This is a genomic window from Pseudomonas sp. CH61 (assembly GCF_059429415.1).
In genome coordinates, this window is the sequence record NZ_CM182098.1 from 5,677,411 (window position 1) to 5,698,138 (window position 20,728).

Annotated in this window: 14 protein-coding genes; 7 read left to right on the forward strand and 7 right to left on the reverse strand. The window is 59.9% G+C overall.

Going from position 1 to position 20,728, the window contains the following annotated elements:
- The gene (locus AC5SEM_RS25640) at nucleotides 1–672 is read left to right on the forward strand and encodes a GNAT family N-acetyltransferase (protein ID WP_495471537.1); all 672 of its coding nucleotides are present in this window, start codon (nucleotides 1–3) and stop codon (nucleotides 670–672) included.
- A gap of 100 nt (nucleotides 673–772) precedes the next feature.
- Here AC5SEM_RS25640 and AC5SEM_RS25645 read toward each other — a convergent pair whose 3' ends face one another.
- On the reverse strand, nucleotides 773–1,672 hold the full coding sequence (locus tag AC5SEM_RS25645; protein WP_495471538.1) for a homocysteine S-methyltransferase family protein: 900 nt from the start codon (nucleotides 1,670–1,672) through the stop codon (nucleotides 773–775).
- 113 nt (nucleotides 1,673–1,785) lie between these two features.
- Here AC5SEM_RS25645 and AC5SEM_RS25650 point away from each other — a divergent pair, with 113 nt between their 5' ends.
- Both AC5SEM_RS25650 and AC5SEM_RS25655 read left to right on the forward strand, forming a co-directional pair.
- On the forward strand, nucleotides 1,786–2,607 hold the full coding sequence (locus AC5SEM_RS25650; protein ID WP_495471539.1) for an ABC transporter substrate-binding protein: 822 nt from the start codon (nucleotides 1,786–1,788) through the stop codon (nucleotides 2,605–2,607).
- Nucleotides 2,604–3,440, forward strand: a complete 837-nt coding sequence (locus tag AC5SEM_RS25655) for an amino acid ABC transporter permease (protein WP_495471540.1) — start codon at nucleotides 2,604–2,606, stop codon at nucleotides 3,438–3,440. The genes AC5SEM_RS25650 and AC5SEM_RS25655 overlap by 4 nt, the downstream gene beginning before the upstream one ends.
- 32 nt (nucleotides 3,441–3,472) lie before the next feature.
- Here AC5SEM_RS25655 and AC5SEM_RS25660 read toward each other — a convergent pair whose 3' ends face one another.
- On the reverse strand, nucleotides 3,473–3,751 hold the full coding sequence (locus tag AC5SEM_RS25660; RefSeq protein ID WP_077575106.1) for a helix-turn-helix domain-containing protein: 279 nt from the start codon (nucleotides 3,749–3,751) through the stop codon (nucleotides 3,473–3,475).
- A gap of 243 nt (nucleotides 3,752–3,994) precedes the next feature.
- Between AC5SEM_RS25660 and AC5SEM_RS25665 the strand changes: the two genes are divergently transcribed.
- Nucleotides 3,995–6,952 carry an autotransporter outer membrane beta-barrel domain-containing protein gene (locus AC5SEM_RS25665; RefSeq protein ID WP_495471541.1) on the forward strand — a complete coding sequence of 986 codons (2,958 nt, stop codon included), beginning with the start codon at nucleotides 3,995–3,997 and terminating at the stop codon, nucleotides 6,950–6,952.
- Nucleotides 6,953–7,151: 199 nt separating this feature from the next.
- Nucleotides 7,152–9,329 carry an autotransporter outer membrane beta-barrel domain-containing protein gene (locus AC5SEM_RS25670; RefSeq protein WP_495471542.1) on the forward strand — a complete coding sequence of 726 codons (2,178 nt, stop codon included), beginning with the start codon at nucleotides 7,152–7,154 and terminating at the stop codon, nucleotides 9,327–9,329.
- A gap of 192 nt (nucleotides 9,330–9,521) precedes the next feature.
- Here the strand turns inward: AC5SEM_RS25670 and oadA are convergent, their stop codons facing one another.
- Both oadA and AC5SEM_RS25680 read right to left on the reverse strand, forming a co-directional pair.
- The gene (gene oadA, locus AC5SEM_RS25675) at nucleotides 9,522–11,330 is read right to left on the reverse strand and encodes a sodium-extruding oxaloacetate decarboxylase subunit alpha (RefSeq protein ID WP_077575109.1); all 1,809 of its coding nucleotides are present in this window, start codon (nucleotides 11,328–11,330) and stop codon (nucleotides 9,522–9,524) included.
- Nucleotides 11,331–11,431: 101 nt separating this feature from the next.
- Nucleotides 11,432–12,847 (reverse strand): acetyl-CoA carboxylase biotin carboxylase subunit, encoded by a 1,416-nt coding sequence (locus AC5SEM_RS25680; protein ID WP_025112637.1) that lies wholly within the window; start codon nucleotides 12,845–12,847, stop codon nucleotides 11,432–11,434.
- Nucleotides 12,848–13,037: 190 nt separating this feature from the next.
- On the opposite strand from AC5SEM_RS25680, the gene AC5SEM_RS25685 reads away from it, so the two are divergent.
- Nucleotides 13,038–14,000 (forward strand): LysR family transcriptional regulator, encoded by a 963-nt coding sequence (locus AC5SEM_RS25685; RefSeq protein WP_077575110.1) that lies wholly within the window; start codon nucleotides 13,038–13,040, stop codon nucleotides 13,998–14,000.
- Here AC5SEM_RS25685 and AC5SEM_RS25690 read toward each other — a convergent pair.
- The 3 genes from AC5SEM_RS25690 to AC5SEM_RS25700 all read right to left on the reverse strand — a co-directional run bounded on the left by AC5SEM_RS25690 (nucleotide 13,942) and on the right by AC5SEM_RS25700 (nucleotide 18,249).
- A complete protein-coding gene (locus AC5SEM_RS25690; protein ID WP_495471543.1) occupies nucleotides 13,942–14,145 on the reverse strand; it encodes a PA3496 family putative envelope integrity protein in 204 nt (67 codons plus the stop codon). The two genes, AC5SEM_RS25685 and AC5SEM_RS25690, sit on opposite strands and share 59 nt — an antisense overlap.
- Before the next feature lie 239 nt (nucleotides 14,146–14,384).
- Nucleotides 14,385–15,251 (reverse strand): transcriptional regulator HexR, encoded by an 867-nt coding sequence (hexR, locus tag AC5SEM_RS25695; protein WP_007912071.1) that lies wholly within the window; start codon nucleotides 15,249–15,251, stop codon nucleotides 14,385–14,387.
- 127 nt (nucleotides 15,252–15,378) lie between these two features.
- Nucleotides 15,379–18,249, reverse strand: a complete 2,871-nt coding sequence (locus AC5SEM_RS25700) for a putative bifunctional diguanylate cyclase/phosphodiesterase (RefSeq protein WP_495471544.1) — start codon at nucleotides 18,247–18,249, stop codon at nucleotides 15,379–15,381.
- A 257-nt stretch (nucleotides 18,250–18,506) separates the two neighbouring features.
- Between AC5SEM_RS25700 and uvrD the strand changes: the two genes are divergently transcribed.
- Nucleotides 18,507–20,690, forward strand: a complete 2,184-nt coding sequence (uvrD, locus tag AC5SEM_RS25705; RefSeq protein ID WP_007912069.1) for a DNA helicase II — start codon at nucleotides 18,507–18,509, stop codon at nucleotides 20,688–20,690.
- Nucleotides 20,691–20,728: the final 38 nt, after the last annotated feature.

Below are 20,728 nucleotides of genomic sequence, written 5' to 3' on the forward strand. Positions count from 1 at the left end.
ATGACCGCATCACTCGCTGACTGGAAAGGCGTCCCCGCCCCCACCGCCACATTGCTTGAAGGCCGTTTCATTCGCCTGGAAAGACTCGACCCGGCGCGTCACGGTGACGAACTGTTCGCCGCCCTCGAAGGCCCGGGTGCTGACCCTAAACTCTGGGACTATTTGCCCTACGGCCCGTTCCCGGAACGCAGCGTTTTCGACGCTTGGCTGAACAACCATGCGGCCGCCAGCGACCCGTATTTCTTCGCTGTCATCGACCGCGCCAGCGCTCAGGTGCAAGGCATCCTCAGCCTGATGTCGATCGTCCCGGCCCAGGGTCGTATCGAAATCGGCCACGTCACCTTCGGCGCGCCAATGCAGCGCTCGCCGAGAAGCACCGAAGCGGTGTACCTGCTGGCCAAACACTCCTTCGACCTCGGCTACCGCCGTCTGGAATGGAAATGCAACAACGGCAACGCCCGCTCCAAGTACGCTGCCGAGCGTTTGGGTTTCAGCTTCGAAGGCGTGTTCCGTCAGCACATGGTGGTCAAGGGCCAGAACCGCGACACTGCGTGGTACTCGATTCTGGATGGTGAGTGGCCGGCGATTGCGGCGGGTTTCGAGCAGTGGCTGTCGGATGAAAATCAGACGCCCGACGGGCAGGTGAAAGGCCTGGTCAAATGCCGATCGTGATTACCTGAAAAGCAAAAAATCGCAGCCTGCGGCAGCTCCTACACGGGATTGACGTTCATCCTGTAGGAGATGCCGCAGGCTGCGATCTTTTGATCTATTTTCAGCCTAGCTTTTGCGCCAGCACCGCAATGTGTTCCGGTCCTATCCCGCAGCAACCGCCCAAATGGCTGGCACCGCGCTGCTGCCAGTCAATCGCCCAGTGCAAGTAACCCGGCGGATCCAGATCCTCGCGCAGCGGATCAAGTCCATCATTGGCCGTGGCTTCTTTTGGCTGCGGCGGAAACGCATTGGCGTAAGCACCAATGTTTATCTTCACCCCCAGACGCTCGAAGGTTGCACGCGCCGCATCAATCGCGCCACCGATCACTTCCGGCTGACTGCAATTGAACAGCAACGTCTCGACGCCCAACTCAGCCGCCACCGCCGCCGCTTCGGCGACCGGCTCGCCAGAGCGCAGGCGCGGCACTTCATCGGTGTCTTCGTCCTTCAAGGTGAACGACAACCAGAACGGCTTGCCATCCTTCGGCAACCCGGCGTGAATGGCACGCGCCTCGATGATCGAACTCTGGGTTTCCGCCAGCCACAGATCAACGTGCGATGCCAGGCCATTGACCAAGGGCGCCAGCAACTCGGTCACTCGTGCGGCCTCGAACAGATCCGGACGATAAGAGCCAAACAGCGGCGGCAATGAGCCGGCCACACGCACGGATTTCCCCGAGGCCTGCACCGCACGTCGCGCCAGCTCACCGGCCAACGCGGCCAGCGCCTGCCCTTCGGCGGCGAAACGTTCTTCGCCAATATGGAACGGCACCACGGCGTAACTGTTGGTGGTAATCACATTGGCGCCACTGGCGATATAAGCGGCATGCACCCCCTCAACCGCTTGCGGCGCCTCGCTCAACGCCAGCGCCGACCACTCCGGCTGACGAAATGGCGCCCCGGCGCGCTGCAACTCACGGCCCATGCCGCCATCGAGAATAATCGTGCTGCCTGCGCCCATATGCTTTTCACTCATATGCTTATGAAAATAACTCACTATCAGAGTCGTTCTTATAACTATTTAATACGCACCATTCCGTTAAAAACAACCTCTTTTTTACCCAGGGATCGACTGTGAAATTTAAACCGCTACTGGCCCTGGGCCTGACGATTCTGGCCGCTTCCACTCAAGCCTTTGCTGGCGCCACGCTGGATCGTATCGAGCAGAAAAAAGAACTGGTCGGTGTGCTGATGGAAAGTTATCCACCGTTCTCGTTTCTCAATGACCAGAACCAGCTCGACGGCTTCGACGTGGACGTCGCCAAAGCCGTAGCTGACAAGTTGGGCGTCAAGTTGCGACTCGAAACGCCGTCCTGGGACGTCATTGCCGCCGGTCGCTGGAGCGGGCGCTACGATATCTGCGTCTGCTCGATGACGCCGAGCAAGGCCCGCGCCGAAGTGTTCGATTTCCCGGTCGAGTACTACGCTTCGCCAGCGGTGATCGTGGTCAACGCCAAGGATGATCGGATTCACGATGCCAAGGATTTGAGTGGTAAAAAAGTCGGCCTCACCAGCGCGTCCAGTTACGAAAGCTATCTGAACAAGAACCTGGTTATCGAAGGTGCCGAAGACAAGCAGTTGCAGTACCCGTTCGAAGACGTGCAGATCGCGCCGTACGATACCGACAACGTCGCCTTCCAGGATTTGGGCCTGGGCGCCGGCGTGCGCCTGGATGCGATCCTCACCAACCTCGTCACCGCGCAGCCACGTCTGAACCAAGACAAACGCTTCAAACTGGCCGGCACGCCGCTGTATTCGGAGCCGAACTCGGTGGCCATCGAGAAGGGTGACGCGCAATGGGACGCCAAGGTGCGTGAAGTCTTCGCGCAACTGAAGCAGGACGGCACCCTGAGCAAGCTGTCGCAAAAATGGATCGGCGCTGATATCAGCCAATGACTTCTTTCCCGACACCTCCCCAGCCACCGCAACCGGTGGCTGAAACTCGCCTGCAACGCTTGTTCGGTTTTCGTACGCGGCTGTACCTGACCTGGGCAGCGCTGTTCTGCCTGTTCGCCGGGTTCTTCCTGAGCTTCGACCTGAAGTTCTCGATCATCCTCGACAAACTGCCCAATCTGGTCGGCCTGCACCTGGCACCCAACGGTTTTCTACAGGGTGCGGCGCTGACGCTTTTCCTCTGTCTGTGCTCGATTGTTGCCTCGTCCCTGCTGGGCTTCATCACCGCATTGGCACGCCTGTCGAAAAGCGCGGTGGCGTTCGGCATCGCCAGTTTTTACACCTCGTTCTTTCGCGGCACGCCACTGCTCATCCAGATCCTGCTGATCTACCTGGGCTTGCCGCAACTGGGCATCGTGCCTGGCGCCATCGTCGCCGGAATCATTGCGCTGTCGTTGAACTACGGCGCCTATCTCAGCGAAATCTTTCGCGCCGGTATCCTCGGCGTCGACCACGGCCAACGCGAAGCTTCGCTGGCACTGGGGATGCGCGAGACAGTGATTTTCTGGCGCATCACCCTGCCGCAAGCCATGCGCACGATCATCCCGCCCACCACCAACCAGTTCATCTCGATGCTCAAGGACTCGTCGCTGATTTCGGTGATGGGCGTCTGGGAAGTGATGTTTCTCGCGCAGTCCTATGGACGCTCAAGCTACCGCTACATCGAAATGCTGACGACGGCGGCCATCATTTACTGGTTGATGTCGATTGGACTGGAGTTGATTCAGGCGCGCATGGAGCGGCATTACGGCAAGGCTTACGTGCGACGGAGCTAGGGCGATCGGCACATTGCGGGCTGCGTCGGGTTTCAATTGGTCTCTCGGCGTACCCGTACAACGCCCATTTTCAGGCCAAACAATCGGAATATTGAGTCCAACGACCTCAACGTCTGATTACCCTCAGCGTGCTCTATGTGTATCAACGTGCGGACCGAAATTTTGCACATCTTAGCGAATTGGATTTGATGCAGCCCTGTCACCTCCACTCGTAAACGGCGGACGGCTTCGCTGATTTCCAATGTCCCGTCGGCGAGCGCTTCCTGGATGCTTTCGATGAGCGCCATGCGCTCAGCTACCGTCAGGCTCATTGCAGATCCCACGCTTTCATTTCCTCTACTTTTAAATGCATTTCAACAGAGCATTCATTGATGCCGGATGCAATGTAGTGCATTCAATGCCTGATAGAATGCCAAAATCTGCAACAAAATGCAGATTTATCTCTGATAAGCGAAATCTGAATGCAAAACAATACAGATCAGCCATCGACATCATTCTGTAAAAACCCTTCGCTATACAGGACGGCCCGCTTATAACAAGAAGGCCGTCCACTTATGCCGTTCCCGCCCCAGCGTCTGTCCCTCGCCATTGCCCTGTTGATCACCGCCACCACCGCCCACGGCAAAACCGTGCAGATCGACACCGCCACCACGGCAGCACAAACACTGGGTGGCAGCGACACTTTGACGATTTCGGCGCCGGGCAGCATCACCAACAGCGGCAAGGCCGTGAGCCTGAAAGACAAGACCAGTGGTGCGGGTGTGGTGGTCGATAACGCCGGCAAAATCATCTCAACCGGCGGCCGGGCCATCGACAGCAGTGGCGACCTGACCCAGGCGCGCAACTACACAATCTACAACCGCAGCGGCGGGCAGATTCTCGGCGCCAACGACGCTTTGCGCATCGACAGCAATTTCGTCAGCGGCAGTCTGTTGATCGACAACAGCGGGGTGATTCGCTCCACCACCGGCCAGGGTCTGGACCTCGATGCGCTGCGCAGTGACGGCGTGAAGACCACCATCATCAACCGCGCCAGCGGGCTGATTCGCGGCGACGCCAGCGACGGCATGAAGACCGGCGCCAACGCGACCATTACCAACTACGGCGAGATTTCCACCGGCGATTCGCACAATGCCGACGAGAAGTTCGACGGCATCGATATCGATTCCGCAAGCGGCGTCAACGTGACCAACTACGGAGTGATTTCCGGCGGCCGGCACGGCATCACCACCGATCTTGGCGCGACGCTGATCAACTACGGGCAGATCACCGGCCGCAATGGTTCCGGCTTCGGTTCCGACGGCGATGGCACGGTGATCAACCACGGCACCATTACTGGCGCTTACTCAGGCTTGCAAGCGAACGGTGACGGCGATGGCGTGGACATCGACAAGATCGCCCACATCGAAAACTACGGGACCATTCAAGGCGTCGGTGCGGGTGGTGTCGACAAGGGCGGTTTCGCTAACGGCAGCGAAGGTATTGCCCTCGGTGGTGGCTACATTCTCAACGCCAGCAACGCATTGATCAGCGGTGCCGACAGCGCCATTCTGGTCGACGATGGCAGTGGCGGCTCGGGACTGGCGGCGACCACGCTGGAGAACTTCGGCACCATCCAAGGCCTCAATGGTTTTGGTGTGAAATTCGTCGGCGAGTTCGCCGACAGCGTCATCAACGGCGGCACGATCAGTGGCAGCAATGACCTGGCACTGGATCTGGGTGGCGGCAACGACAGCCTGACCTTGCGCAACGGCAGTCGCTTTGTCGGCGTGGTGGATGGCGGCAGCGGTTATGACCGCGTAGTGATGGAGGACGCGGCCGGTGGCAGCTTCGGCGCCAGTCGCAACTTCGAATGGCTGGAGGTCAAGCAAGGCGCGTGGACACTCACCGGCAGCGGCGATTTCAGCGACGGCGGCGCGGTACGCAACGGTGCCACACTGGTCAACCAGGGCAGCATCGCCGGCAACCTGACCGTGGATGCCGGCGGTGTGTATGCCGGTGGCGGTTCGGTGGGTAGCCTGACTGTCAACGGCACATTGCGCACCGACACCCGCTTCGGTCGCGCAACCATCGTTCGCGATTTGAACATGGCCAGCACAGCCACCCTCGCTTACGGCGTCAACGCCGACGGCAGCAGCGCGCCGGTACAGGTCGGCGGCATCGCCAATCTCAACGGCGCAACGCTCGCGGTGAATCCCGGCAGCGGCACGTATCCGTGGCAGAGCCACTACACCGTGCTGCAAGCGGCGCAGGTCAACGGCACTTTCGGCAAAGTCAGCAGCGACTACGCATTCCTGACGCCGACCCTCGCCTACACCCCCACGCAAGTCGATCTGACCTACACCCGCAATGACGTGGCGTTCAATGAATTCGCCAAGACAGGCAACGGCAGCAACGCCGCCAACAGCCTGGCCTTGATCGGCAAAAACGGCGCGCTGTACAACGCCTTGCTCAATACCAGCCAAAGCAGCGCTGGCGCGGCGATCGAGCAACTGGCCGGCGCCAGCAATGCCAACCTGACCAGCGCCACCCTCGGCGCCAGCAGTCAGGTCGGCAGCAGCATGCTCTCGGCGATGCAGCAAATGGGCGGCAGCCCGGGACTGCTGGTCGGTCTCGATCAGCGTGACACACCTGTATTGGCCGCCAATGGCGTGCCGTCCGAAGCACGCAATCTGAATGACCCGAATGCGCGCGGCCGCCTCTGGCTGCAAGGCATTGGCGGTTACGGCAAGCTCGATGGCGAACACGGCAGCAGCGGCCTGGAGCAACGCACCAAGGGCAGCGTGTTGGGTGCCGACTGGTCACTTAATTCAGCGTGGCGTCTGGGCGTACTGGGCGGCTATTCGAAAACCGATCTGGATGCGACCGGCGTCGACGGCAACGTCGAGAGCTGGCACGCCGGCGTCTACGCGCTGCATCAGAACGGCCCGATCTCGCTGCGTTTCGGCGCGGCGTACAGCGGTCATCAGGGTGAAAGCAAACGCACCATCGCCTTCAATGGTTTCAACGATCGCCCGAAAGGTGACTACGACGCCGACAGTCAACAAGCCTTCGCCGAACTCGGCTACGCCATGGGCAGTGACCGGCTCAGCGCCGAGCCGTTCGCCAGCCTCGGTTATCAGCGCTACCACCGCGACAGCTACCAGGAAAAAGGTGGCGCCGCCGCGCTGCAAGTCGACAGCCAGACCCAAGACAACTTCAGCAGCACCTTCGGCCTGCGCCTGGCGCACTTGAGCAGCCTGGACAACGGCATGAGCGTGACCCCACGCATGGCTGCTGGCTGGAAACACACTTATGGCGATGTCGGCAGCTCGACGCGTCAGGCGTTTGTGACTGGCGGCACGGCGTTCAGTGTCGATGGCAGCTCGCTGGATCGTGACAGCCTGGTGCTGGAGGCCGGGCTGGATGTGGGGATTTCCGCGCGGCATACCTTGGGTGTGGGATACAGCGGCGAGATCGGCAGCAACAGCCGCAATCACGGCTTGATCGGGCAGTGGCAGATGAGTTTTTGAGGGTTGAACAGCCGGCGGGGTCTTGTTTGATTGTAGGAAAAGGGGGCGCTGCAGCCGAGTAAAAGGCTTGGTTGCGGATCTTGCGGTCATTTTCTACAAAACGATGCGATGTCGCCTGCAAGGCTTCGGGAAGCAGCCGACATCGGATCTTTCGGTGCATCAATAGAGTTGGGTCTCCCGTTAAAAGAGGCTGGACTCAATGCCCGTTCAACACATTTTCAAACCAAAACACCTGGCTTTGGCCATTTCGCTGGCGCTGGCTTGCGTAGAGCTTGCCATCGCTCAGGAACCCTCTGAAGTCGCCGATTCACCAGCAGTAATGAATGCGCCGGAACCGTCCAAAACCAACCCTAAACAAATGGCTTTCGAACGGCTTCAGGGGTTTCTCAATGACCCAGGTACGGTGCCTATCGCTTTTAACACCCCTGAAGAAAGCTTTGCAGGTACCGCTGTAAACGATCTGATCAGGCTCACGGACGGCGCAAGTTTTACCGGCCTGCTGGATGGTGGCGCGGGGGATAACGTCCTGCTCCTGGATGCGGCTGCAGGCGGTGAGCTGAAAGACACACGTAATTTCAACGGCCTGCTCCTCAACCGGGGCGACTGGACGCTGAGCTCCAAGGGAGACTTCAAGGAAGGCGGGCTGGTAAACAGCGGTACCGCTTTGACCAACCTGGGGAGCATTAAGGGCGACGTCTATGTCGAGAGCGGTGGCAGCTTTGCCGGTAAAGGTGTTGTGGGAAGCCTGGAGGTCGCAGGCCTGCTCACCGTCAATGGGGTACTCGGCAGCCCGCGCGTGAAAGGCGACTTGCGCTTGTCCCCGACCGCCGAACTGGCTTATGAGGTCACGCCCAGTGGCAGTCAAACGATCAAGGTCGATGGCACTGCCAAGCTGGAAGGCGCCACCCTGAAAGTCGTTGCGGCTCCGGGAGAATATCCGCAAAGCAGACAGTACAAAATCCTCGAAGCCGCCAAGGTAGAAGGCGAATTCGGTACGGTCATTAACGACCTCGCCTTCATGACCGCCACACCTCAATACAACAAAAAGTCCGTCGGGCTGACTTACGCCCGTAACGGTGAGCCGCTTTCGAACGCTGCCACGACAGACAACGCTCGTGCCGCTGCCGAGGGCATTGTCGATCCAACAGCACCTGCGCCATCAGCGACACCAACGCCATTGACGGCTTCTGCACCAGCTCCAATTTCTGTTCCTGTTCCGACTTCAGCACCGACTCCCATTTCAGAGTCCGGCCCTTCGCCAATGCCGGACGAACCTCTTACTGCGCAAGTTGACGAGTCCGCCGAACAGCCCGCACCTGCGCCAATAAAACCTGCAAACGCAGCAGTCGCCGCGCTTGTGACCAGCGACAAAACCACCGCTCCGGTCGCCCTCGAACAACTCGCCGCAGGCAGCAATGCCAACCTCGCCAAAGCCACGCTGAGCAGTATCACTCCGGTGAGCGCGAGCATGCTTTCGGCCATGCAGCAACTGAATAGCCGTTACGGTTCGGCCTACGGTTCCGGCAACTCGCCGCGTCAGGCCGCCGGCGGTGCCGATTCCGGGCGGGTGTGGATTCAGGCGCTCGGCCATGGCGGCAAAGTCGACCGCGAGTTCGACAGTACCCTCAAACACGCGACCCAAGGTCTGGTCATGGGCGCCGACTGGCGGCTCGATGAGCAATGGCATATCGGCCTGATCGGCGGTAAATCGCAGACCAGACTCGACGCTCGGCAATACGATGGCGACCTCGACAGTTGGCACCTCGGTGCCTACGCCGTGCGTCAGGACGGACCGTTCTCACTGCGTCTCGGGGCGACCTATGCCAGCCATGACGGCGACAGCAAACGTCGCGTGGCCTTCAACGGCTTCAGCGATCGCCTCAAGGGCAACTACGACGCCAACACTCAGCAAGCCTTTGCCGAACTGGCGGTCAATGTTGGCCGGCACAACGCGACGCTCGAACCATTCGCCAGCGTCGGTTATCAGCGCTACCAGCGCGACAGCTACAGCGAAAAAGGCGGAGATGCGGCGCTGAAAGTCTTTTGGCAAACCCGCGACAACCTCAGCAGCACCTTCGGTCTGCGCACGGCAAAAATCAATCGGCTGGATAACGGCATGACGTTGACGCCGCGCTTCAGTGCCGGCTGGAAACACACCTTTGGCGAGATTGAAAGCGACACCCGCCAGCAACTGGTCAAGGGTGGCAAGCGCTTTGAGGTTGCCGGTGCCGCGCTGGATCGAAACAGTCTGTCGGTGGATGCCGGCCTCGATCTGGGGCTGTCAGCCAATCACTCTGTCGGCGTTGGTCTCACCGGTGAAATGGCCACTGACAGCCGCACTCACGGTGTAATGGGCCAATGGCGCATGGCGTTCTGACTGACTGAACATCGTCACTGTGGGAGCGAGCCTGCTCGCGAATGCGATCTGTCAGTTGAATAAATATCGACTGACACTCCTCTTCGCGAGCAGGCTCCCACATAGGCCTCATGTGATGCAGACAAATTCCGCATAAAAAAAGGGGAGCACATGCCCCCCCGAGGTTTAAAGCGTTGGATCGCGGCCGTTATTTCAGCCTTCGATCTCGATCAGAATTTCGCCCGGATTGACCCGATCACCCTTGGCCACATGAATCGCGGTGACCTTGCCGGCAATCGCTGCCTGGACTTCGGTTTCCATCTTCATCGCTTCGGTGATCAGCACAGCCTGGCCGGCCTTGACGGTGTCGCCCTCCTTGACCAGCACATCGACGATGTTGCCTGGCATGGTGGTGCTGACGTGACCCGGGGCCGAGGCTTGCTTGCGCTTGCTGCTGCCACCGCCGACGAACTCGTTGAGCGGTTCGAACACCACTTCTTCCGGCATGCCGTCGATGGACAGGTAGAAGTGACGCTTGCCTTCAGCCTTGACGCCGACACCGGTGATGTCGACGCGATAGGTTTCGCCGTGCACGTCGATGACGAACTCGGTCGGCACGCCTTCGCCGCCAGCCTTCGTCACGCCGCCAGCCTCTGGAATCGGCAGCAGCACTTCCGGCGTGAGGGTGCCGGCGGCACGCTCTTCGAGGAACTTGCGGCCGATGTCCGGGAACATCGCAAAGGTCAGCACGTCTTCTTCGGACTTGGCCAGTGCACCGATGTCGGCACGCAGCTTGGTCATTTCCGGCTTGAGCAGATCGGCCGGGCGCACATCGATGACTTCTTCGCTGCCGATCGCCTGACGACGCAGCTTCTCGTTGACCACGCCCGGCGCTTTACCGTAGCCGCCTTGCAGGTAGAGCTTCACTTCGTTGGTGATGGTTTTGTAGCGCTCGCCGGCCAGCACGTTGAAAAACGCTTGGGTGCCGACGATCTGCGAGGTCGGGGTCACCAGCGGCGGGAAGCCGAGATCTTCACGCACACGCGGGATCTCCGCCAGGACTTCGGCCATACGGTTGAGGGCGCCCTGCTCTTTCAACTGGTTGGCGAGGTTGGAGATCATCCCGCCCGGCACCTGGTTGACTTGCACGCGGGTGTCGACTGCAGTGAATTCGCTTTCGAACTGGTGGTACTTCTTGCGCACGGCGTAGAAGTACAGACCGATCTCTTGCAGCAGTTCGAGGTTCAGACCGGTGTCGTACTCAGTACCCTTGAGTGCGGCGACCATCGACTCGGTGCCGGGATGGCTGGTGCCCGACGCAAAACTGGAGATCGCGGTGTCGATGTGGTCGGCGCCGTTTTCGATGGCCTTGAGCTGGCACATGGTCGCCAGACCCGCCGTGTCGTGCGAGTGGATGAACACCGGCAGCGATTGCTCGGCTTTCAACGCGCGAACCAGTTCGCCAGTGGCGTACGGGGTCAGCAGACCGGCCATGTCCTTGATCGCCACCGAGTCGCAACCCATGGCTTCCATCTGCTTGGCTTGGGCCACGAACGCATCGATGGTGTGCACCGGGCTGGTGGTGTAAGCGATGGTGCCTTGGGCATGTTTACCGGCAGCTTTCACCGCTTCGATGGCCACGCGCAGGTTACGCACGTCGTTCATCGCGTCGAAGATACGGAACACATCGATGCCATTCACCGCAGCCTTGGCGACGAAGGCTTTGACCACGTCGTCGCTGTAGTGGCGGTAGCCGAGCAGGTTCTGCCCGCGCAGGAGCATTTGCAGACGAGTGTTAGGCAGTGCCGCACGCAGTTGGCGCAGACGCTCCCACGGATCTTCCTTCAGGAAGCGAACACAGGCGTCGAACGTCGCGCCGCCCCAGCATTCCAGCGACCAGTAGCCGACTTTGTCGAGCTTGTCGCAGATCGGCAGCATGTCTTCGGTGCGCATGCGGGTGGCGAGCAGCGATTGGTGAGCGTCGCGCAGGATGGTGTCGGTAACGAAGATCTTCTTAGTCATTGGTATCTCCTCATAGCGGCAAGCTTCAAGCTACGAGCTGCAAGAAAAAGCCAATCTGCTTTTACTTGCCGCTTGCAGCTAAAAGCTCGCAGCTGTTTCATTCATAGGCCTGCGTGGGCGGCGATGGCGGCAGCGATGGCCAGGGCCAGCTCTTCGGGTTTGCGCTTGATCGAGTAGTTGGTCAGTTCCGGGTGGCTTTCAACGAAGCTGGTATTGAACTGGCCGCTACGGAATTCCGGGTTGCGCAGGATTTCCTGGTAGTACGCGGCGGTGGTCTTCACACCTTGCAGACGCATGTCGTCGAGGGCGCGCAGGCCACGGTCCATCGCCTCTTCCCAGGTCAGTGCCCAGACCACCAGTTTCAGGCACATCGAATCGTAGAACGGCGGAATGGTGTAACCGGTGTAGATCGCCGTGTCGGTGCGTACGCCCGGACCACCGGGGGCGTAATAGCGGGTGATCTTGCCGAAGCTCGGCAGGAAGTTGTTCTTCGGGTCTTCGGCGTTGATGCGGAACTGCAACGCGAAACCACGGTGCTGAATGTCTTCCTGCTTCACCGACAGCGGCAGGCCGGAGGCGATGCGAATCTGCTCGCGGACGATGTCGATCCCGGTGATTTCTTCGGTGATGGTGTGCTCCACCTGCACCCGGGTGTTCATCTCCATGAAGTACACCTCGCCCTCGGCGAGCAGGAACTCCACGGTGCCGGCGTTCTCGTAACCCACAGCCTTGGCCGCACGCACCGACAGGTCGCCGATGTAGGCGCGCTGTTCCGGAGTCAGTTGCGGGCTCGGGGCGATTTCGATGAGTTTCTGGTTGCGGCGCTGGATCGAGCAGTCACGCTCGAACAGGTGCACGACATTGCCAAAGCTGTCGCCAAGGATCTGCGCTTCGATGTGCTTGGGATTGACGATGCATTTTTCCAGAAACACTTCGGCAGAACCAAAGGCCTTGGTCGCTTCGGAGATGACACGAGGGAAATTCTGTTCGAGTTCTTCGCGGCTGTTGCAGCGACGGATGCCACGACCGCCACCACCGGAGGTGGCTTTGAGCATCACCGGGTAACCGATACGGTCGCCCTCGGCCAAGGCCTCTTCGATGTCAGCAACGTTGCCTTCGGTGCCCGGCGTCACCGGTACGCCGGCCTTGATCATGCTGCGGCGCGCTTCGGTCTTGTCGCCCATGCGGCGAATGACTTCGGCCGAAGGACCAATGAATTTGATTCCGCGTTCGGCGCAGATGTCTGCCAGCTCGGCGTTTTCCGAGAGGAAACCATAGCCGGGGTGCAGTGCATCACAGCCGGTCTCAACCGCCAGGTTCACCAGCTTGCGCGGGTTGAGGTAACCGGCCAGTGGCTCGGCACCGATGCTGTGGGCCTCGTCCGCACGCTTCACATGCAGTGCATGGCGGTCGGCGTCGGAAAAAATCGCAACCGAGCGAATGCCCATTTCGGCGCAGGCTCGCACGATTCGTACGGCAATCTCACCACGGTTGGCGATCAGGATCTTTGTTATCACTTGGAGGTTCCCTTGAGCCGGTGGCACCACGACCTGCTAGACCCAGGTCGACGCGTGACCAAATGTTTCAATTTAGTCGCAGGTCCACACTAGCGCTCATGAGGGATTAACAAAAATGAATAAAAATTGGGTCATGCATAAGTAAAGACTTATAGTTGAAACATCCGCCAGCCGTCAGAGCCTGTGAAAAATGCGTAAGTCCTTGATGCGTATGACATTGCGTCAATTGCAGATCTTCAACGAAGTATGTGATTTACGCTCTTACAGCCGCGCAGCCGAGGAAATGTCCCTCACACAACCGGCCGTCAGCCTACAGATTCGTCAGCTCGAAGAGCTGATCGGCCAGCCATTATTCGATTATGTCGGCAAAAAACTCTACATGACTGAGGCTGCCGAAGCCCTTCAGCGTGCCAGTCGAGACATTTTCGGGCGCCTGGAAAACCTCGATATGCAGCTGTCGGACATGCAGGGCTCGCTGCAAGGTCAGTTGAAACTGGCGGTGGAATCCAGCGCCAAGTATTTCGTGCCGCACCTGTTCGCCGCATTCAAGCGTCAGCACCCAGAAGTGAATCTACAACTGACTGTGGTCAACCGTGGCCAAGTGATTCGCAGGCTCTCGGACAACCGCGACGATCTGGTGATCATGTCGATGGTGCCGCAGGACATGGGTCTGGAATTCCTGCCGTTCCTCAACAACCCGATCGTTGCCGTGGCGCGCCCGGATCATCCATTGGCGCACATGGGCCCGCTGCGTTTGCAGGATCTGGAGCCTTACACGTTGCTGATCCGCGAACCGGGGTCGGGTACGCGACTGGCCTGCGAAGAATACTTCAAAGAGAAACGCGTGCACTTCACCCAGACTCAGGAAGTGGCCTCGGCAGAAGCGCAGCGTGAATGTGTGCAGGCGGGTCTGGGCCTGGCGCTGTTGACGCGCCACGCCCTGAACCTGGAGCTGGCGACCGGCGGCCTCGTCGAGTTGCCGGTCGATGAATTGCCGCTTTTCCGCAGCTGGTGCCTGGTGCAAGCCAAGGCCAAACGCTTGTCACCGGTGGCACACGCCTTCCTGGCGTTTATCCGCAGCGAACGGGTGCAGATCAGCGCGCTGGTTGAGCGCTTCGACGGGAAGCTGCGGGTGCCGCCTGCCAGTGAATGATCTCGGGAAAATCGCCGATTTCGGCTTGAAGCTGACGAAGTTCGAAGCGATCTTCGATAGCGCGGCGAAATTCCATGCGGCGCTGGTCTTCCTGCTGACGACGGGTTTTCGCGGCGCTGTTGCGTTCTTCGTAGGGCTGAGCCATTTCGAGTCTCCCAAGGCGATGACGGGAGTTTCACGATAGGCGGCGGGGATGACGGTTTGGCTGCGTGTGGATGACAGTGCGATGAAACTTGCGCAGGGTTGTGGTGTTTTTGAGGACGCTATCGCGAGCAGGCTCGCTCCCACATTTGATCTCGGTATGACACAGAATTTGTGTACCCCAAAGATCCCCTGTGGGAGCGAGCTTGCTCGCGAATGAGGTCGGAACGACCTTCGATGGCTTCAGTCATCCAGCGCTTTGGCGGCTTTTGGCGACAAGCGCAGACTACGCAGACTGCGCTTCACGCTCTTGAGGTGGTTGACCAGGCTCGGCCCGCGCGCCATGGCCACGCCCATCGCCAACACATCGATTACCACCAGGTGCGCAATGCGCGAGGTCAGCGGCGTATAGATTTCGGTGTCTTCATGCACATCGATCGCCAGATTTACGGTCGACAATTCAGCCAACGGCGTCTGGCTCGGGCACAAGGTAATCAACGAAGCGCCGCTCTCACGCACCAGATTGGCGGTGATCAGCAGATCCTTGGAACGCCCGGACTGCGAAATGCAGATCGCCACATCGGTCGGTTTCAACGTCACCGCCGACATCGCCTGCATGTGCGGATCGGAATACGCCGCTGCAGTCAGCAGCAAACGGAAGAACTTGTGCTGCGCATCCGCCGCCACTGCACCCGAGGCGCCGAAGCCGTAGAATTCGACGCGCTGCGCCTGCGACATCAGTGTCACCGCGCGCTGCAACTCAACCGGATCGAGTTTCTCGCGAACCTCCATCAGCGTGTGCAACGTGGTGTCGAAAATCTTCAGGCTGTAATCGGCGACCGAGTCGTCTTCATGGATCGCAAACTGGCCGAAGCTGGCACCGGCCGCGAGGCTTTGCGCCAGTTTGAGTTTGAGGTCCTGAAAACCGGAACAACCGATGGCGCGACAGAAGCGCACGATGGTCGGCTCGCTGATGCCGACGCTGTGGGCCAGGTCGGCCATGGAACTGTGCATCACCGCCGCAGGGTCAAGCAGCACGTGGTCGGCGACCTTGAGCTCCGACTTGCGTAACAGGTGACGTGACTGGGCGATGTGTTGCAGCAGATTCAAGGGGCTGGACTCTTCTTATGGGCAAGGATGTAGCACGCTTGTAGTTATACTACATGAATTGGCTTTTTGCCTGCTCAATGCGTAACTCGATGTCCCCATATCAGGCGCGATGAAGCGCATGTAGCCCTTAAAACGGTTTTTCCTGTTCACGCAAAAGCCCCGCCAGACTGTCAGCCTTCACGGGCCGGCTGATCAGATACCCCTGCACTTCATCGCAACGCTCGGCACGTAAAAACTCCAGCTGATCCTGGCGCTCGACGCCTTCGGCCACGACTTTCAGCGACAGCCCATGGGCCATGGCAATGATCGCCCGAGTGATCGCCGCATCTTCACTGCCCTCACCCAAGCCGCGAATGAATGCCTGATCGATCTTCACGTAATCCACCGGAATACGCTTGAGGTAACTCAGCGACGAATAGCCGGTGCCGAAATCATCGATCGCCAGTTTCACCCCCAGATCGCGCAGTTGCTGGAAGGTCGCGATGATGTGTTCGACGCTGTCGAGCAACTGGCTTTCGGTCAGTTCCAGCTCGAGGTAGTGCGGCGCCAAACCGGTTTCCTCCAGCACCTGGCGCACCAGACTGACCAGCTTGCCCTGACGCAACTGATGCACCGACAGGTTCACCGAAACGCGGATCGGCTCAAGCCCCTGACGCTGCCACTCGCAGGCCTGCCAGCATGCCTGACGCAAGACGAATTCGCCGATTGGCCCAATCAGGCCGGTTTCCTCGGCCAGCCCGATGAAATCCCCCGGCGGCACTCGCCCCATGGTCGGGTGATCCCAGCGCACCAGCGCTTCCGCCGCATTCAGCCGTCCGGTTTGCAGGCACAGCTTCGGCTGATAAAACACCTTCAGCTGCTTTTCCTCGATAGCTTTGCGCAACTGATTTTCCAGCTGCAAGCGCTCAAGGGTGCTGGCCTGCAGGCTGTCGGTGTAGAACTGGAAATTGTTACCGCCCAGGTGCTTGGCGTGTTGCATGGCCATGTTCGACTGGCTCACCAGCGCAGAAATCTCCCGGGCGTTGTCCGGCAGCATGCTGATGCCCATGGAAGCGCTGACCACCAGCTCATGACCATCAACCGTCAACGGCAAGCGCAGCTTGGTCGACAATCGCGTGGCGACCCGAGCCAGGCTCGACAGGTTGCCATAGGCGTCGAACAGCACCGCAAACTCATCACCAGACAATCGGGCGATGGTGTCGGCTTCCGGCAAAGCGTTGACCAGCCGGCGCGCCATTTTCTGCAGCAACTGGTCGGCAATCTCATGGCCAAGGCTGTCGTTAAGCAATTTGAAGCGATCCAGATTGATGTGCAGCAACGCCAGACTGCGTCGGCCCTGACGCGAACGTTGATGCGCTTCATGCAAGCGCTCGCGGAACAGCGAGCGGTTGGCCAGACCGGTCAGTTCGTCGTAATGGGTCAGGTAACGCATGCGCTCTTCGGATTCGCGTCGCGCCGACAGATCGGCGAAGAAGCCGACGATATGGCTGACATTTCCCCGACCATCACGCACTGCATTCAGCTGCAGCCACTGCGGATACAGTTCGCCGTTCTTGCGCGTTTCCACCAGTTCGCCCTGCCAACTGCCGTGCTGCTCCAGTGCATGACGGATCGCCACGTAATGGCGGCGCGCATCACGGCTGCACGGTAACTCGACAACGTTGCGCCCGAGCATGTCCTCGATGTCGTAGCCGGTGACCCGGCTGAACGCCTGATTGATCGCGATCAGTGCGTAGTTCGGGTCGAGAATCACGATCCCTTCGCTGGCCGCTTCGAATACCGTCGCCGCCAGGCGTTGCTGCTCTTCGAGGCTTTTACTGGCGCTGATGTCGCGCCGGGTGCCGACCATGCGAATCACCCGACCGCTGTCGCTGCGTTCTACCGCGCGGCCACGGTCTTCGATCCAGACCCAATGGCCATCGCTGTGACGCACGCGGTATTCGATCTGATAGTCCTCGGTGCGCCCCTTCAAATGCTCGATCAACGCGTATTTCAGCGTCGGCACATCGTCGGGATGCAGGCGCGGCTTGAGGTCGCGCAACAGCGCCGTGACGTATTCCGGAGCGAGGCCGAACAGTTCCTGAATCTGCGTGTGGTGGACTTCGTCGGTTTGCAGGTTCCAGTCCCACAGGCCCAACTCACTGGCCTTCAACGCCAGCGCCAGCCGCGCCTCGCTTTTACTCAGGGCCTGATTGGCCGCGTCCAGTTCGCGGCTGCGCTGGGCAACGCGGTCTTCGAGTTCGACCTGGGCTTCGCGTAGCTTGCCCTCGGCGCAGCGGCGATGATCGATTTCCCTGGCCAGTTCCTGATTGAGCTGTTCGCTGCGCGACTGCGTCTGTTGCAGGTGTTCGATCAAGTGCTGATTCTGGAAGCGGCGCAGCAAACCGCGATCGATCAGGCGATTGACCTGCCACGCGACCACACTCAGCGAGCCGAGCAAGATCAACCCGAGCCAGCCCCAACCTCGCGCCTGCTCGTCGCCACCCCAGAACAGATAACCGATCGCCGGCAACAGGCAGGGCAAGGTAAACGACAGAAATGCCGGCAGGCTCACCGCGTAGGCGACGCTCGCCGACAGAGTCGCGGCGCCAATCAGGCCGAACACCCAGGCTTGTTGCATGAAGTTGTCGGCGGGCACCAGGGCGATGCCGGCGCCGGCCAGCGTCAACCCGGTCATGGTCGAACCAAGCAGAAACATCCGCCGCCAGATCGGTTGCGCCTGACGATCAGGGATTGCCGAGTCGAACGCGGCGACCTGAATCACCCGCAACGCCACCAACGACAGCAACCACACCAGCCAGACGCTGACCACGAAGTAGCGCTGCGGGCTCCAGAGCAAACCGGCGCAGACCAGACCATTGATCAACATGAACAGAGTGGGCAACAACGAGCCCTGATACAGCAGACGCGTGCGCTCGACCGCCATTTCGACGGCATAGTGCTTGCGGATAACCCGGGGTTCCACGGAGGGGCCCGACAGTTCGGAGCTGAGGGTCATGGGCAACGTTCTTGTTCTTATAAGGCGGGCGTGCGCCCGAAACGTGGACGGAGCATACACAAGCCGATCCCGTTGCCAAACTGCTCCAGATCATAATTTCAGCGAAACTTTTCCGCCCTTTGCCACCCGCGAAACCCTTGGAGCGCGGCGGGCCGATGCCTGTAGCCAGTGACCGACCGGTCGTCATCGACAGGAGTTTCATCGGCTAATGCAAAGCTCGGTTTGCCCGGGCCTGCGGCGCACCCTAGAATGCCCCGATGCGCGATGATCTCTCCCTTCTGCTGAACTCCCTCAACGATGCCCAACGCCAGGCCGTAGCAGCCCCCGTTGGCCGTCAGTTGGTCCTGGCCGGTGCTGGCTCCGGTAAAACCCGAGTGCTGGTGCACCGTATCGCCTGGTTGATCCAGGTTGAAAACGCCTCGCCCCACTCCATCCTGTCGGTGACCTTCACCAACAAGGCCGCTGCCGAGATGCGTCACCGCATCGAGCAGTTGCTGGGTATCAACCCGGCGGGCATGTGGGTCGGCACCTTCCACGGCCTGGCGCACCGCTTGCTGCGGGCGCACTGGCAGGAAGCGGGCCTGAGCCAGACTTTCCAGATTCTCGACAGCGACGACCAGCAACGGCTGGTCAAGCGGGTGATCCGCGAGCTCGGTCTGGACGAGCAGCGTTGGCCGGCCCGTCAGGCGCAGTGGTTCATCAACGGTCAGAAAGACGAAGGTCTGCGTCCGCAGCACATTCAGGCCAGCGGCGATCTGTATCTGGCGACCATGCGCGGCATTTACGAAGCCTACGAGGCGGCGTGCCAGCGTGCCGGGGTCATCGATTTCTCCGAACTGCTGCTGCGTGCCCTCGACCTGTGGCGCGATCATCCGGGCCTGTTGGCGCATTACCAGAAGCGCTTCCGCCATATTCTGGTGGACGAGTTCCAGGACACCAACGCCGTTCAGTACGCTTGGTTGCGTCTGCTCGGCAAGGGTGGCGACAGCCTGATGGTGGTCGGCGACGACGACCAGTCGATTTATGGCTGGCGTGGCGCGAAGATCGAAAACATTCATCAGTACTCCTCCGACTTCGCGGATTCGGTAACCATTCGTCTGGAGCAGAACTACCGCTCCACCGCCGGCATCCTCAAGGCTGCCAACGCCCTGATCGCCAACAACACCGGGCGTCTGGGCAAAGAGCTATGGACCGACGGCGGTGACGGCGAAGCAATCAATCTGTACGCCGCGTTCAACGAACACGACGAAGCACGCTACGTTGTCGAAACCATCGAAAGCGCGCTGAAAACCGGCTTGGCCCGCAGCGATATCGCGATTTTGTACCGCTCCAACGCCCAATCACGCGTTTTGGAAGAAGCTTTGCTGCGTGAGCGCATTCCGTACCGTATCTATGGTGGTCAGCGCTTCTTCGAGCGTGCAGAAATCAAGAACGCCATGGCCTACCTGCGTTTGCTCGAAGGTCGCGGCAACGATGCGGCGCTGGAACGGGTGATCAACGTGCCGGCCCGTGGCATCGGCGAGAAAACTGTCGAAGCGATCCGCGATCACGCGCGCCACAGCGATGTGTCGATGTGGGAAGCGATGCGCCAACTGGTCGCCAACAAAGGCCTGACCGGTCGCGCCGCCGGTGCGCTGGGTGCGTTTATCGAGCTGATCGAAAACCTCGCCGCCAAGTGCATGGAAATGCCGCTGCACTTGATGACGCAAACCGTCATCGAGCAGTCCGGGCTGATCGCTTATCACGAAGCGGAAAAAGGCGAGAAAGGCCAGGCTCGGGTAGAAAACCTTGAGGAACTGGTCAGCGCCGCGCGCAACTTCGAGAACACCGAAGAAGACGAAGAGTTGACGCCCCTGGCGGCATTCCTCGGCCACGCTTCGCTGGAAGCCGGTGACACTCAGGCCGATGAACACGAAGACAGCATTCAGCTGATGACCCTGCACAGCGCCAAAGGCCTGGAATTCCCTTACGTGTTCCTCGTGGGCATGGAAGAAGGCCTGTTCCCGCACAAGATGAGCCTGGAAGAACCGGGGCGTCTTGAAGAAGAACGGCGTCTGGCTTACGTGGGCATCACCCGGGCGATGCAGAATCTGGTGATGACCTATGCTGAAACCCGACGCCTGTACGGCAGCGAGACCTACAACAAGGTCTCGCGCTTCGTACGTGAAGTGCCGAAAGGTCTGATCCAGGAAGTGCGTCTGTCGAACAGCGTCAGCCGACCATTTGGCGGCAACCAGTCGATGAGCGGCAGCAACCTGTTCAGCGGTAGCGAAATTCCGGAAACGGGTTTCAGCCTCGGTCAGGCGGTACGCCATTCGATCTTTGGTGACGGCGTGATCCTCAACTTCGAGGGCGCCGGCGCGCAGGCAAGGGTGCAGGTGAACTTCAGTGAAGGCAGCAAGTGGCTGATGCTCGGCTACGCCAAGCTGGAAGCTATCTGACCCCGATTTTGCTGTTTTTGTGGGAGCGAGCCTGCTCG

What these genes read in the sequence shown, in the direction of transcription:
- AC5SEM_RS25700 (WP_495471544.1), bottom strand. Translation starts at nt 18,249, where the DNA reads ATGACCCTCAGCTCCGAACTGTCGGGCCCCTCCGTGGAACCCCGGGTT.
- AC5SEM_RS25660 (WP_077575106.1), bottom strand. Translation starts at nt 3,751, where the DNA reads ATGAGCCTGACGGTAGCTGAGCGCATGGCGCTCATCGAAAGCATCCAG.
- AC5SEM_RS25670 (WP_495471542.1), top strand. Translation starts at nt 7,152, where the DNA reads ATGCCCGTTCAACACATTTTCAAACCAAAACACCTGGCTTTGGCCATT.
- AC5SEM_RS25655 (WP_495471540.1), top strand. Translation starts at nt 2,604, where the DNA reads ATGACTTCTTTCCCGACACCTCCCCAGCCACCGCAACCGGTGGCTGAA.
- oadA (WP_077575109.1), bottom strand. Translation starts at nt 11,330, where the DNA reads ATGACTAAGAAGATCTTCGTTACCGACACCATCCTGCGCGACGCTCAC.
- AC5SEM_RS25690 (WP_495471543.1), bottom strand. Translation starts at nt 14,145, where the DNA reads ATGGCTCAGCCCTACGAAGAACGCAACAGCGCCGCGAAAACCCGTCGT.
- AC5SEM_RS25685 (WP_077575110.1), top strand. Translation starts at nt 13,038, where the DNA reads ATGCGTAAGTCCTTGATGCGTATGACATTGCGTCAATTGCAGATCTTC.
- AC5SEM_RS25665 (WP_495471541.1), top strand. Translation starts at nt 3,995, where the DNA reads ATGCCGTTCCCGCCCCAGCGTCTGTCCCTCGCCATTGCCCTGTTGATC.
- AC5SEM_RS25645 (WP_495471538.1), bottom strand. Translation starts at nt 1,672, where the DNA reads ATGGGCGCAGGCAGCACGATTATTCTCGATGGCGGCATGGGCCGTGAG.
- uvrD (WP_007912069.1), top strand. Translation starts at nt 18,507, where the DNA reads ATGCGCGATGATCTCTCCCTTCTGCTGAACTCCCTCAACGATGCCCAA.
- AC5SEM_RS25640 (WP_495471537.1), top strand. Translation starts at nt 1, where the DNA reads ATGACCGCATCACTCGCTGACTGGAAAGGCGTCCCCGCCCCCACCGCC.